Annotated in this window: 13 protein-coding genes; 5 read left to right on the forward strand and 8 right to left on the reverse strand. The window is 63.9% G+C overall.

From position 1 onward, the window contains the following. Positions 1-99: 99 nt before the first annotated feature. The 6 genes from LJ738_RS16330 to LJ738_RS16355 all read right to left on the reverse strand — a co-directional run bounded on the left by LJ738_RS16330 (position 100) and on the right by LJ738_RS16355 (position 5,734). Entirely contained in the window at positions 100-1,404 is a 1,305-nt protein-coding gene (locus LJ738_RS16330; RefSeq protein WP_227787457.1) for a PP2C family protein-serine/threonine phosphatase, read from the reverse strand. 47 nt (positions 1,405-1,451) lie between these two features. Continuing rightward, entirely contained in the window at positions 1,452-2,657 is a 1,206-nt protein-coding gene (locus LJ738_RS16335; RefSeq protein WP_227787458.1) for an ABC transporter permease, read from the reverse strand. A 2-nt stretch (positions 2,658-2,659) separates the two neighbouring features. Further along, positions 2,660-2,917, reverse strand: a complete 258-nt coding sequence (locus LJ738_RS16340; RefSeq protein ID WP_227787459.1) for a hypothetical protein — start codon at positions 2,915-2,917, stop codon at positions 2,660-2,662. Positions 2,918-2,975: 58 nt separating this feature from the next. Beyond that, the gene (locus LJ738_RS16345; RefSeq protein WP_227787460.1) at positions 2,976-3,311 is read right to left on the reverse strand and encodes a c-type cytochrome; all 336 of its coding nucleotides are present in this window, start codon (positions 3,309-3,311) and stop codon (positions 2,976-2,978) included. A 294-nt stretch (positions 3,312-3,605) separates the two neighbouring features. Continuing rightward, positions 3,606-4,778, reverse strand: a complete 1,173-nt coding sequence (locus LJ738_RS16350; protein ID WP_227787461.1) for a glycosyltransferase — start codon at positions 4,776-4,778, stop codon at positions 3,606-3,608. Then, positions 4,775-5,734 (reverse strand): lysylphosphatidylglycerol synthase transmembrane domain-containing protein, encoded by a 960-nt coding sequence (locus LJ738_RS16355; RefSeq protein WP_227787462.1) that lies wholly within the window; start codon positions 5,732-5,734, stop codon positions 4,775-4,777. Before LJ738_RS16355 ends, LJ738_RS16350 begins: the two co-directional genes overlap by 4 nt. 234 nt (positions 5,735-5,968) lie before the next feature. Here LJ738_RS16355 and ruvC point away from each other — a divergent pair, with 234 nt between their 5' ends. Then, a complete protein-coding gene (gene ruvC / locus LJ738_RS16360; RefSeq protein ID WP_227787511.1) occupies positions 5,969-6,553 on the forward strand; it encodes a crossover junction endodeoxyribonuclease RuvC in 585 nt (194 codons plus the stop codon). Positions 6,554-6,713: 160 nt separating this feature from the next. Here the strand turns inward: ruvC and LJ738_RS16365 are convergent, their stop codons facing one another. Further along, positions 6,714-7,517, reverse strand: a complete 804-nt coding sequence (locus LJ738_RS16365) for a PhzF family phenazine biosynthesis protein (RefSeq protein WP_227787463.1) — start codon at positions 7,515-7,517, stop codon at positions 6,714-6,716. 207 nt (positions 7,518-7,724) lie between these two features. Between LJ738_RS16365 and LJ738_RS16370 the strand changes: the two genes are divergently transcribed. The 3 genes from LJ738_RS16370 to LJ738_RS16380 all read left to right on the forward strand — a co-directional run bounded on the left by LJ738_RS16370 (position 7,725) and on the right by LJ738_RS16380 (position 11,154). Then, positions 7,725-8,297, forward strand: coding sequence for an RNA polymerase sigma factor (locus LJ738_RS16370; RefSeq protein ID WP_227787464.1), 573 nt, complete (start codon positions 7,725-7,727; stop codon positions 8,295-8,297). Further along, a complete protein-coding gene (locus LJ738_RS16375) occupies positions 8,294-10,072 on the forward strand; it encodes an outer membrane beta-barrel protein (RefSeq protein ID WP_227787465.1) in 1,779 nt (592 codons plus the stop codon). The genes LJ738_RS16370 and LJ738_RS16375 overlap by 4 nt, the downstream gene beginning before the upstream one ends. Before the next feature lie 95 nt (positions 10,073-10,167). After that, positions 10,168-11,154, forward strand: coding sequence for a hypothetical protein (locus LJ738_RS16380; protein WP_227787466.1), 987 nt, complete (start codon positions 10,168-10,170; stop codon positions 11,152-11,154). 213 nt (positions 11,155-11,367) lie between these two features. Here LJ738_RS16380 and hutI read toward each other — a convergent pair whose 3' ends face one another. Next, positions 11,368-12,636 (reverse strand): imidazolonepropionase, encoded by a 1,269-nt coding sequence (gene hutI, locus LJ738_RS16385; protein ID WP_227787467.1) that lies wholly within the window; start codon positions 12,634-12,636, stop codon positions 11,368-11,370. Between the two features lie 252 nt (positions 12,637-12,888). Between hutI and LJ738_RS16390 the strand changes: the two genes are divergently transcribed. Then, positions 12,889-13,428 (forward strand): 2'-5' RNA ligase family protein, encoded by a 540-nt coding sequence (locus tag LJ738_RS16390; protein ID WP_227787468.1) that lies wholly within the window; start codon positions 12,889-12,891, stop codon positions 13,426-13,428. Positions 13,429-13,452: the final 24 nt, after the last annotated feature.

Genomic DNA, 13,452 nt, shown 5'->3' on the forward strand with positions numbered 1-13,452 from the left:
GCCACGGCCCGGGCCAGCGCTGCTGCTAAAGCAAAATGCTAAAGCCTTCAACCGCATTGCTTTGCAGCGGAGGCCAACTACCCCACAACGTAAACTACATTACTTAAACCGGCAGCTCAGAATCGTCACATCGTCGGCAAATTGCGCGTTGTGGTCGCTGAAGGCGTTGATGCTGCTCAGGAGTTCCTGGTGCAGCTTGGGCAGCGGCAGGTAGCGGTTGCGCTGCAGCACGGAGAGCACGCCTTCTTCGCCAAACTCGTTGCCCTCGGCATCAAACACTTCGGTGAGGCCGTCGGTGTAGAGCAGCAGCAGGGATTGAGCTGGAATGTGGATTTCGCCCACGCGCAGCAAGGGCAGCTCTTCCATGATGCCGAGCATGACGGTGCCGTGTTTCAGGGTCTGAACGGCCGCGTTGTCGGTGATGAGCAGCGGGTCGTTGTGGCCGGCGTTTACGTAGTGTAAGTGGCGGGTACGGCGGTCGTAAATGCCCAGAAAGGCCGTGATAAATTTCTCGCCGCCGGAGTTGCGAAACAGCAAGTGGTTGAGCTCGGGCACGATGGTGGCCAGCTCAACGCCCTGGCGCAGCAGCGTGCGCAGCCCGGCCTGGAAGTTCGACATCAGCAGCGAGGCCGGCACGCCTTTGCCGCTCACGTCGGCCACGCACAGCAGCAGGCGGTGCTCGTCGATTTCGACCACGTCGTAGTAGTCTCCGCCGATTTCGGTATGGGGTACGTAGCTGCGCTCAATGGCCAGGTGGCTGTCGTTGGGCAGGTTGCGCGGGAAGAGCATGGCCTGCACCTCCTGCGCAATTTCAATTTCCTTGCGCACGGCCGCATCGGCCACGCGCTGCGCTTGCAGGCGGTGGTTTTCCACGGCCCCAATCAGCGTATTGGTCAGGGAGCCCAGAAAGGGAATGAGCTGCTGCCGGTCGAAGTCGCTGCGCAGCCCACCCACAAACACGTACGCGGCCACCTGCTTCTGCCGCATGATGGGGATTACCAGTTCGTACCGGTCCCAGGCCGGGGGTAGGTGCAGGTCTTCCACGGCCTGGGGCTGCGTGACGCCGCCTTCTATGAGGTGCTGGGAGAGGGTGAGCTTTTCGGCCTCGGCCATGTCGCAGCCCAGGGCAATGCGCACCCGAAAACCGTCGTCTTCCAGGGCAAACATCAGGAGCTGCACCACGTTGCGCTGGCCCTGCAGGGTGAGGCGCAGCATGTGGTAGAGCTCGTCGACGGTGTGGTCGCGCGCCGTCATGTCGTGCGCAATGCCCAACACGGTATCCAACTCAAACTGCTTGAGCAGCAGCTGCCGCCGGAGCTGCTTGAGCTGCTCGCCATGCGTTGCCTGGCTCTCAACGGGGTCGGCTAACGGCTCAGCAGAAGAAATTGAAGACGCAGAGGGCATACAGCAAGGTAAGCAAGGCGAAGGAAACACGCGCCATTGGCACAAATTTAACCGGCCACCGGGGTTTTGGGGTCGTAGGCATCGCGCAGGCCGTTACCGAGCAGGTTGAAGCTGAGCACCAGCAGCGAGATGGCCGCGCCCGGCAGCAGCGTGAGCCACAAGCCGGCCTCGGTGCCCAGCAGGTCGTAGCCTTCCTTCACCATGAGGCCCCAGCTGGGCGCGGGGGGCTGCACGCCCAGGCCCAGAAAGCTCAGGCCGGCTTCGAGCAGAATAGCCGCCGCAAAGTTACTGGTGGCCAGCACAATGAGCGGGCCGCGCATGTTGGGCAGCAAATGCTGGGCAATGAGCCGCGAGGTGGGCAGGCCCAGGACCCGGCCAGCCTCGACATACGTGGCCGAGCGCAGGCTGAGCATCTGGCCGCGCACCACGCGGGCCACGTCGACCCACATGGTGAGGCCCACGGCCACAAAGCTGACCCACACGCCTTTGCTATCCAAGGCCAGCGAAATGGCAATGACCAGCATGATGCCCGGAATGCTCCACACCACGGTCATCACGCCCAGCAAAACCGAATCGACCCAGCCGCCGAAATAACCGGCCACCGCGCCCACCGCCATGCCCAGCACCAGCGAAATAAGCACTGCCACCAGCCCAATTCCCAGGGAAATGCGCGTGCCCAGCAGCAGGCGGCTCAACTCGTCGCGCCCGGCCTTGTCGGTGCCTAGCAGGTAGGTGCGGTTGATGAGGTGGTGTTGCTGCACCTCACGCTGCAGCTCGGCCGGGGGGCCGGGGTGGCCCACCACGGTGGCCAGCGCCAGGCGGCGCAGCCGGCCGGCTTCGGCCGAATGCACGCCCCGGGGTTTCAGGATAATGGAGTCGCCCGAAAATTCGTAGCCACCAATGGGTGTTTCCTGCACGTCGGGCTCGCGGCCGTGCAACCAGGTACTGAAGATATTATCGGCGCCCTGGCCGTTGCGGGCCGAATCGGGCAGGGGCTGGCGGAGCAGCAGCACGTGCAGCACGGGCCGCTCCTTTTGAATCTGGACGAAGCCGTGGTTGGCGTTGGGCGAGTTGTCGGGCAGCACCCAGTAGCCCAGCAGCGCCACCACCGTGCACAGGGCAATAAAGGCCAGGCCGGCCACGGCGGGCCGGTTTTGCCACAGGCGCTGGCGCACGTAGTAGCCCGGCGGCCGGGCCACCGCACTGGCCTGGGCGGCCGCGGCCGCAGGTGCGCTCGAAACTGCTGTTGCCACTATTAGCGGGTGTTGTGCTTCAGCAAGCCCTCCTTGGAGGCCAGGTAGGAAGCGTCGCGGGCAATGGCGCCAAACGAAGTGGTTTCGTAGGCCAGCTCCGTATCCACATCGGGCCAGTAGCTGCGGATGAGGCCCTGCTCCAGCAAGTTGCGCAGCTGGCTTTCCAGCTCAGGCGCGGGCAAGCCCGTTTTCTGGAGCAGCGTGCGAAACGGGGTGACGAAGTACAGCTCGTCGAGCAAGTCGAATTCGGGGTCAGTCACGGAAAAATGGCGTGAGGAGGTAGTTGGGCAAATGTAAGGCCACGGGGCGTGTTTACATCTACCGGACAGCTACGGCTCTCCCAGCGGCTACAGCTCCTAGTTCCTGCGATGCCGCGTAAGCCAGAATAGCGCGAATCTCTTTATCCGTAAGGTTAAAGGCGGGCATCTGCTGCTTGTTGTACTTGTTGAACAGGGCCACGGCGTACTCGTCGCCGCCGGCCACAAGCTTGCTCGAGTTCTTAATCCAGGGAATCAACCATGACACTGGCCGGCGCTTCGTGATGCCAGCCAGGGCGGGGCCCACAACCTGCTCATCCACGGCGTGGCACTGCGCGCAGTTATTCTTAAACAAGGCATCTCCCGCCGCAAGTTGAGCTGCTTCTTCTGCCGACACTGGTGTTGAGACTGTTGGCTTTGTGGAGACAGCCAACGTGTCCGACATAGTTGTCGGCTTTTCAACTCCACTTGCAAATTCCTGAGACGAGAAACCTACTAGTCCCGCCGCGCTTAGCAGCGTGAACGCAAATAGCACGACAATCAAAGCCATGCCAACCGAAAGTGCGAAACCAACCGAATTGAACCGCATGAGGAGATGAGCTAAATTGGAATATATATGCGGCAAATTTACCTTCCAAGCCTCTCGCACTCATTTATTTTCGCAGAATTCCTAGCTGGCATTCAGCCCAATTTACCGCACCGCCCTCCCCTTCCACTCATACCCGCCGCGCCAGCCGGCCGCGCCCACGGCCAGCGCATACGGCGCGTACAGCACCTGCAGCGGCAGCAGTCCCCACAGCCACTTTCGCTGCCCGAAAAAGGCTAGCACTGGGCTCAGAAACCAGGCATCGGCGCCGAGCTTGATAACCCACGCCGCCAGCACCCACGGCCAGAGCGCCGGCCAGGCCAGCCCCACTCCTGCTCCGGCGGCCAGGGCCACATTAGCCCCGAGCACCAACACGGCCAGGCGGCGCGGCGCGCGGCTTTGGTAGTGCCGCCACTTGCTGGCCCAGCGCACTCGCTGGCGCAGCAGTGTGGGTAAGGTGCGGGGCGCGGCCGTGCGCACAATAGCCTTTTCATCTGCCAGAAAATGCACCGTGCCGGGGAAGGCCGCGTGTATTTTATGCAGCAGAAACTCATCGTCGCCGCTGGCTACGTGGGCGTTATCCACGAAGCCGCCCACGGCCTCGAAGGCACTGCGGCGATAGGCCAGGTTGGCGCCGTTGCACATGGTAGGCTGCTGGCGCGAGATGCAGGCCCCGCCCACTCCCACCAGGCCCGCAAATTCCAGCCCAACCAGCAAGTGAAGGAACGTAGCCGGCCCCGTGAGCAGCACCGGCCCGCTGATGAAATTGGCTTGGGGCGCGCGCTCTAACTGCGCCGCGTAGGCCGCCAGCCAGCCCGGTCCCACCCGGCAGTCGGCGTCGGTGCACACAAGCCAGGGCGCCTTGGCCGCTTGGAAAGCCGCAAACAGAGCAGCTTTTTTACCCGTTTGGGCCGCCGGCAGCGACACCAGGCGCAGCGCCAGGCCCGTTTCCTGAGCCGCGGCCGTGACCAGCGCCGCCGTGGCATCAGTGGAGTGGTCGTCGGCAATCAGGACTTCGAAGCAAGCGGCCGGCAGCGCTTGGGCGGCCAAATCCCGCAGGAGCTGGGGCAGGGCTTCGGCTTCGTTGCGGGCCGCGATGAGAACGGAAAAGGTTAATGAGGAGTGAGGAGTGAAGAATGAGGAATTGAGCTGGTTTGCCCCCAATTCCTCATTCCTAATTCCTAATTCTTCATTCCCAACCCACCCGCCTCGGAGCCAGCCCATGAGGCCGGCGTATGCCAGGGGCAAGGCCAGCAGCCCAATTCCCGCTGCTATCATCGATTACCGCGCTTTTCGCGCAGGACCCGCAGGCCGGGCACCAGCAGCAAGCCGGCGGCGCTCGGCAGGGCGATGTTGATGACCCACAAACTCAGACTGGCGCTGAGCACCGGCAGAGCCGGCTGGCCCAACAGCCCAAAAAGGTGCGTAGCCGACAGCTCCCGCACGCCCACATCGGCCAAGGCATTGAGCGACGGTACCAGGGACTTGAGTAAAAAAGTGCCGGCCACTGCCGCCAGCCCCGGCCCCAGCGGCGAGCCCACGCCGTAGGCCATGAGCAGCAGCAAAAACTGCCCGCAGAATACGGCGTAGCGCAGCCCCGAAATCGCCAGCACCGCGTGCAGCGCCCGCGCCGGGTAGGTGGGCATGATGGCCAGCGCCGGCCGAAACCGCCGCAGCGGCCGCCACAACCCCAACGCCGCCAGCAACAGCCGCGACCGGTACAGCGGCACCAGCACCAGCCCGCTCAGCAGGAGCGCCGACGCCACCACGCCCAGCCCGGCGGCCGGGTAGCCCTTCAAATAATACGTGAGCAAAAAGTAGAGCAGCCCCGCCACGCCCGCCAGCACCGTGGCCACCAGCTGGCAGTAGCGTCCCAGAAACACGGCCCCGAGGGCACTCACCCGGCGGCTTTTTAGCTCAATAATGCGTCCGGCGTAGTCGCCCACGCGGTTGGGGGTGGCAAAGCCCAGCGTGAGGCCCACCAGCACCGCCCGGAAGCTGCGCCCGAACGTGACGGGCTCCAAGTGGCGGGCCAGGCGGTACCATTTCCAGGCCTCCAGTCCCCAATTGACGGGCACCAGCGCCAGAGCCAGCAGCACGGGCACCCGCCCGGCGCCGCTCAGGGTGGTGGCCAGCAGCGTGCGCCAGGCCGCCGAGGTATCGGGGGCGGCAAAGATGGAGTTGTACAGCAGGCCCAGCGTGAGCAGCGTGACCAGCACTTTGCCCCAAAACACAAGGCGGCGCCATTTACGTTTGCCGGGACCTTTTTCGGGCTTCTTTTCGCTTCTTCCAGGGAAAGCAGTCGGCGGGGGGCCAGGCGCCTTGCCCGCGTCGTAGCTTTGTAAAGGAAGCCCACTGGCTGCTGCCCATTCCGGGCTTCCCGCTTTTTGCTCCCTACCACCGCTACTTTGGCTGCCCCCCTTCGCCCCCGCCCCGCTCCTGCTGTCGAGCTGCTGCCCAAAATCATCATGGGCGTCGACCCCGGCACCCAGATTATGGGCTACGCCCTGATTGAGGTGCGCGGCCAGCGGGTCGACGTGCTGTGCTACGACGTTATCAATATGAAGGCGCTGGGGTCGAATCACGCCGTAAAGCTAAAGCGGATTTTCGACCGCATGCTGGAGCTCATCGACGAGTACCTCCCCGACGAGCTGGCTATCGAGGCCCCATTTTTTGGGGTTAACGTGCAGAGCATGCTCAAGTTGGGCCGGGCCCAGGGGGTGGCCATTGCCGCCGCCCTCAGCCGTCAGATTCCCTACGTGGAGTACGCGCCCACTAAAGTAAAGCAGTCCGTCACCGGCTCGGGCTCGGCCACCAAGGAGCAGGTAGCCCACATGCTGCGCCAAACGCTCACGCTGCCGCCCGTTGCCGAAGCCTCTAAGTTTCTGGACGCCACGGATGCCCTGTCGGTGGCGCTGTGCCACCACTACCAGAAGGGCAACAACGCCACCGTCAGCGGCGGCAAAAGCTGGGGAAAATTTCTGGCCGAAAACCCGGAGCGGCTGGGCGCTAGTACGACCACAAAAAAGACAACCGCCAAGAAAACGGTTTAGAAGCGAGGATTTGGTATTAACCCGAAGGCATTGCAGCGTAGCGGGGTATTTCTCCTAATCCGCCTGTCATGCTGAGCTTGCGAAGCATCTTATCACGTCACTAACGATTCGTGCTGACCTGAGAAGATGCTCCGCTCTGCATGACAGGCGATTTAGAAAATTACCCCACCATGATTTCCCCCGTCGAATACGTTACGGCATAGCCGCTGATGTCCACCCGGTCATCGCGCAGGCGGCACCAGAGCTCGCCGCCGCGTGGCGAAATCTGGCGTGCGCGCAGCTCGGTCTTGCCCAATTTTTCAGCCCAATACGGAATTAGGGTACTGTGTGCCGAGCCCGTGACGGGGTCTTCGGGCACGCCCACGCGGGGCGCAAAAAAGCGCGACACGAAATCGGTGCCATTGCTGCCCGGCGCGGTGGCGATGACGCCCACGTATTCGAGCGCGCCGATGCGGGCATAATCCGGTTTCAGGGCGCGCACTTCGGCTTCAGAGCCGAACACGGCCAGCAAGTCGCGCGAGGCCAGCACGTGGGAGGGCGTGGCCCGCAGGCCATCTACCAGGCCGGTGGGGTGCACGGCCAGCGGCTGGGGCGGGCGCGAGGGAAAGTCCAGCGTCAGGCGCCCATTGGCTTCCCGCGAAACTTCCAGCGGGCCACTTTGGCTGTGGAACACCACCTTGGCCCCCGCGAAGCCGAGGTGGGCAAATAGTACGTGGGCAGATGCCAGGGTGGCATGGCCGCACAGGTCGATTTCGACGGCGGGCGTGAACCAGCGGATGTCGTACTCGCTGGCCGAGCCGGGGCGGGGCACCATGAACGCCGTTTCGGCCAGGTTGTTCTCAGCCGCGATGTGCTGCATCAGCTCTGTGGGCAGCCAGGTTTGCAGCGGGCACACGCCAGCGGGATTGCCGGCAAAGGATTTCTGGGCGAAGGCATCGACGTGGAAGTAGGGAATGGCGGGCATGGTGGTTTTGGTGGGATTGAGCGGCGCGGGCTAAGCCGTGGGCATTTATTCGGCAAGGATACGGCCTGGCGGCGGGCCCGCGGCTACCACTCGGCTCAAACTATTTTCAAAATACCTTAGAGCCCGCGCAACCGTGCCGGCCACTGGCCGGTCAGGGGTGTACAAGGCGGGACCCGTACAGCTTGCCTTTCCTACCAACGTTCTCCTATGCCGCCACCCGTTGCCCCCGTCGATGAGGCCCTGCTGGCGGCGTGCCGGCGCGGCGAATCGGCGGCGCAGCACCGGCTATACCAGAAGCTGGCCTATGGGCTGATGGGCGTGTGCCTGCGCTACTGCCCTTCCCGGACGGAAGCGGAAGACGCGCTGCAAAATACGTTCGTCAAAATTTTCACCCGCCTCGACCAGTACCGGGGCCAGGGCCCCTTTGAGGCCTGGGCCCGGCGCATTGCTGTCACCACCTCGCTGCACGCCGTGGAGCAGCACCGCCTGCGCCACCCCGGCCCGGCCGGCAATACGCTCGATGAGCTGGCGGCCGACCTGCCCACGGCCGAACCATCGGCCCTGGAGCAGCTGGCGGCCGACGACCTGCTGGCCCTGCTGGCTACCCTGCCGCCCGGCTACCGCACCGTGCTCAACCTCTACGCCGTGGAGGGCTACTCCCACCAGGAAATCGGCGAGCTGCTGGGCATCGCCGAAGGCACTTCCAAATCGCAGCTGGCCCGGGCCCGCCGGCTGCTCGAAACCCGCCTGGCGGCCCACCATCACCCGCAATTGCCATGACCGACCGCGAACCCGACGACTTGTACGATGCCCTGCGCGACCGCCTGGCCGACTTCGGCCAGGAGCCGCCTGCGCAGCTGTGGGCCGGTATTCGGGCGCAGCTGCCCCCACCGGTGGCCCAGCCACAGCTTCGGCGCCGGCGGCGGTGGGCGCCCGTGGCCTTGCTGCTTTTGCTGCTCACCATCGGCAGTGGGGCCGGCTGGTTTTGGTGGCAGGGCCGCCACCCATCTGGCTCGAAAACGGATGCCTCACTAGCTACTTCTGCTTCGAGCCAGATGCATACTGAGGTTGACGGCACCCCGGCCTCTAGCCCCACTACCGGCACAGGCGCTGGCCTAAACACGGCCTCTTCGAAGGCAAAGCAGCCCAACACCGCTACTACAACCACGCCCCAAAACCGCTCTAAAGTTGCGGACTTGAGCCAGCCAGCAACTGCGCCCGCCCCTGCTTCCTGGGCCGCTGTTACCGAAAAGACTGTTACTCAAGATGCAGCAGTTTCTAGTGCTGCTCGCCATTCCAGTAGAGTGCCCGGGGTTGGAACGCGGCGCATTGCCCTGTCCGCTGCGGCATCAGCCCGCCCAACAAAGCAGACCCGCGTAAATGGCCTTTGGGCGGCAGCTGGCAATGAATCTGGGAGTAATAAACTGCGCCAGGCGTTCGCCCGAAACAGCGGCCGTAACAGAAGCCATAATGCCGAGCGGGAGCCGGCTCAAGCCAATACCATTGCAGCTCAATTTTCTTCCGCTGCCGCAAAACGTAGCCGCAAGCTTACCGAAAACCTGCAAGCCGGGGCCAGCCCCTCAGCTCCAACTTCTAACTCAGCTTCTTCAGCAATTGTAGCAGCTCAAGTGGAGTCAGGTCAGAATCAGCCTAATGGCGTGGCTGCCAGCTCAACTACTGCCAGCGGCAATGCGCTGGAATCTACCACAAGCAAGGGGGCTGGCGAAATCAACATCTTGAGCCGGCTGGTAGCGCTGCAGTTGGCCACATGGCCCCAGCCCGCCGCCCCGCAGCCGGTGGTAGTAGAGCTACTACCACTCCCCGTACCCGTGCTGGCGCGGTGGTCGGTGCAGGCCACGGCAGGCCCTGCCTTCACGTACCGCTACCTGCAAGGCGCGCCAGCTACAGGCAATGCCACAGGCGGGCCATATGTCAGCGCCGTGCCCGGCGCCTCCTACCCTGTTGCATCGCCCAACACGGTGGCCGAACTGGAACGGCCCGCGCTGGGCGGGGGCGCCCAGGTAAGCGTCCGGCGCACGCTCTCCGAGCACTGGAGCCTGAGCGCCGGCCTGGGCTATGCCGAATACGCGACCCGGCTGGCGCTCCAGCAAGTACACTCCACCTACACCGTCAAAGCGGGTTCGGCCGGGCCCGACTCCAGCAATGCCACCAGCCTTCATCGGCGCGATGCGTACCGCTTTGCCACGGTGCCGGTGCGGGCGGGCTACACCTGGGCCCCGGCCGGGCGCTGGCGGGTGGGCGTGCTGGCCGGAGCCGATGCCGCCATTTACCTGGGTGGTAGCAGCACCGAGGGCAGCAGCTGCGCCTGCCAAACCCAGACCTGGGGCCTCACCGGCAGCCCCTACCGGCGCGTGAGCCTGGGCGCGAGCCTGGGAGCCGAAGTGCGCTACCGCCTCACCGGCCGATGGGAGCTGCTGGCCCAGCCCACGGCCACCTACCTGCTCACACCCCTGGCCCGGCAGGCCACAGCCTTCTACCCGCGCCACCTCTTCGGGGGCACGGCGCTGCTGGGGGTGTCTTTCGATTTGCCCTAATGCCCGAACGCGCGGTTTTCGGTTGGCTGGCCAGCGGCCGAAGGTGCGCAACAGGGTGGGATTTCTATCCACTTTTTTCTTTCTGACTACTACGTATGAAGCATTTTGCATTCGCCTGCCTGGGCGTAGCCCTGCTGGCCAGCTGCCGCAAAGACGACGTTATCATCTGCGGCCCGCCGGTACCCGCTATTCAGCCGACACCGGCAGCCGCATTCGCCGATTTGCGGGCCGCCTCCCCCGCCGTCCAAACCTTTTCCTTTGACCTCGGCCAGGCCCAAACCCTACATACCAGCGGCGGGGCCACGCTGGCCTTCGGCGCCGGGGCTTTCCTGCTGCCCAACGGCACCGTGGCCACGGGAAAAGCCGAACTGCGGGTACGCGAAATCTATACCGTAGCCGACATGATACTGGCAAATCTTCCCACCTCAACCTCCTCCAAGCAGATGCTGATATCCGGGGGCGAGTTCAACATCCAGGTATGGCAGGGCACCAACCGCCTGAGCATGCCCATTGGCCTTCCTCCCCTATTACCGCAGCCGCAGCCCCAGGTGCAGCCGCGCCTTACGCTTATCTCGCCCGTGCCCACGGCCGGCCTCGACACCACGCAGATGATGCTATGGCGGCGCACATCTCTTGTGGGCGCGGGCACTGCAGCCGACACTTCGGGTTGGCAGTTCAACGGGACACCTATTTTTCCCACAGCGGGCTTCTACAAAGCTGCGCTCCCGCTCGATTCCATTGCCAACTGGAATATTGACCAGTTCTGGCATAAATACCAGACCAGCCCCCGCACGGTCGTGGGGGTAGACGTGCCGGCCGGGGGCACGGGCTCTACCAATGTGTTCTTCCGCCCGGTGGGCTTCAACGGCCTGGCTCGCAGCTATGTCTACGTCCCCGCGCCTACTCACTGGGAATGCCCCCTGCCCGTTGGGGCCGATATGATAGCCGTGGTGCTGCAGCAGCGCGATGGGCAGCTTTATTTCGGCACGCAGCGCCTTACCGTTCAGCCCAACTCCACCCTAACGCCCACCCTGCAAGCCCTGACCGCCGCCGAAATCGTGCAGCTCGTCCGCAAGCTCTAAGAAGTAGTTGAGTTAGTCAGAACAGTGTAGAGACGCAACACTTTGCGTCTCGTCGTTGAACGATGACGTGTCAGTAGTCGTGTGAGAAGTAACGTTCTGAAGGCGCCTACGACGAGACGCAAAGTATTGCGTCTCTACATCGTTCTGACATTCCAACAATAAACTCAAACAGCTTATTAGGCCTTCTTATTTGAGGTTGAATTTGATGCGGTGCTAATGTTGGCCGCCAATAACCACGTCGCGCATGGGGTTTTCGCCCAGCCAGTACGGGATTTCGGCCACGCTGCCCACGTTCAGCACCAGCACATCGGCGCGCTTACCGGGCTCCAGGCTGCCGCAGTCGTGCTGCTGGCCGATGGCCCAGGCAGCGTTGAGGGTGGCAGCGGCCACTGCTTCCTTGGGCGTCAGTCCCATTTTCAAGCAGGCCACCGACAAGGCCAGCCACAGGTTTTTGCTGGGGCACGAGCCGGGGTTGAAGTCCGTACTCACAGCCACCGGCAGGCCATTATCGATGAACTCCCGGCCCGCTGCGTACTTCTCTTGCCGTAGAAACAGCGGCACCAGCGGCAGCAGTACGGCCACCGTGCGGCCTTGGCTCAACTTGGCTATGCGGGCCGCCGCGGCGGGCGTGAGGTAGTCGCAATGGTCGACGCTGGTGGCACCCAGCTCGGCGGCCATTTCGCAGCCGCCCAAATCGTGCAGCTGCTCGGCGTGAATTTTCAGGCCGAAGCCCATTTTGTGGGCTTGTTCCAGGTAATAGCGCGCCACGTCCAATGGGAAAGCCCCCTGCTCGCAGAAAATATCCACAAATGCCGCCTCCCCCTTAAGGTCCGACAGCACTTCGCGCAGCAAAAAATCGATGTATGCCCGCGGCCCGGCTTCCTTGAATTCGGGCGGCACCACGTGCGCTCCCAGAAAGGTGGGCACCACGCGCACCGGCTGCCGGTGCCCAGCTTCACGGGCCACGCGCACCAGTCGCAGTTCCGTGTCGCGGTCCAAGCCGTAGCCGCTTTTGGCTTCCAGGGTGGTGATGCCATAGCGGCGAAATCCTTCCAGGTGGTGCAGCGCATTTTCCAGCAGCTCGGCCTCGGAGGCAGCGCGGGTGGCCCGCACGGTGCTCAGAATGCCCCCGCCGCTGGCCAGAATGTCGAGGTAGGATTCGCCGCGCAGCTTGCGCTCGAACTCATCGGCGCGGTTGCCGCCAAATACGAGGTGCGTGTGGCACTCCACCAGCCCGGGCATCACCACGCAGCCCGTGGCATCGATTAGCCGCGTCTCGGGGCCGAGGCGGGCCAGGTTCAGCTCGTTCATGGCGCCCACGGCCACGATTTTATCGCCCAAGCACGCCACGTAGCCGCGTTCGATGATGGTCCAACCGCTCAGGGCCGGCCCCGCCAGCGGGCGGTCGGGCGCGGCCCCGGCCAGGGTAAGTACCTGCGCGGCATGCTGAATCAGGAGCGAATACGGAGCGGAATCGGGCATGGCAAAGGCGAAAGTTGGGCTGGCAAATTACGCCCAACTTCCACCGCCCGGCCGCAAGCCGGCAAACGGGTGGATGGCGGATATTACCCAATTTTTTCGGAGAATTCACGCCTATTGCCAGCGGCATAGCCATTTAGTTTGCGGCCGGCACCTGTCTACTAAGGTCATCATTATCTGCCACCGGAGGCGAGCCGACCCAGCGGTTGCGGCGTGGTTTCCGTACGCTTATCTGCTCCGACTCTGCTTTGCCCCATGTCCGACTTCGACAACGCGCCCCTCATCCTCACCCTCATGCTGGACGACGCGGCCCACACGTATTTCAACGCCCTACGCCGCCGGCATTTTCCGCCCAAAATCAATTACCTGGCCGCGCACCTTACGCTGTTCCACCATCTGCCCGGCGCCGAGCTGGCGGCCGTGTGCGAGCAGCTGCACGACTGCTGCAAGCTGCAGAGCGCGCTCCCGCTGCGGGTAACGGGGCTGCGCTCCCTGGGCCGCGGGGTGGCTTTCACGCTGCACAACGAGGAACTGCTGGCCCTGCACCGGCAGCTGCAGCTCACGTTTGGGCCCCAGCTCACGCCCCAGGACCAGCAAAAGCTGCAGCCCCACGTCACCATTCAAAACAAGGTAGACCCGGCTGCCGCCCGGCAGCTGCTCACCGACCTGCAGACCGATTTTGCTCCTTTTAGCGCCGTGGGCACGGGCCTGGAGCTGTGGGCCTACCGCGGCGGGCCCTGGGAGGCGTTGCAGCAGTTTCCTTTTGCCGCCGCTCCGGCTGCGCGCCCGGCCTAGCTGGCGCGGGTGGCGCGGCCCAGA

Source organism: Hymenobacter plasmatis, from assembly GCF_020711255.1.
Taxonomy (GTDB): Bacteria; Bacteroidota; Bacteroidia; order Cytophagales; family Hymenobacteraceae; genus Hymenobacter.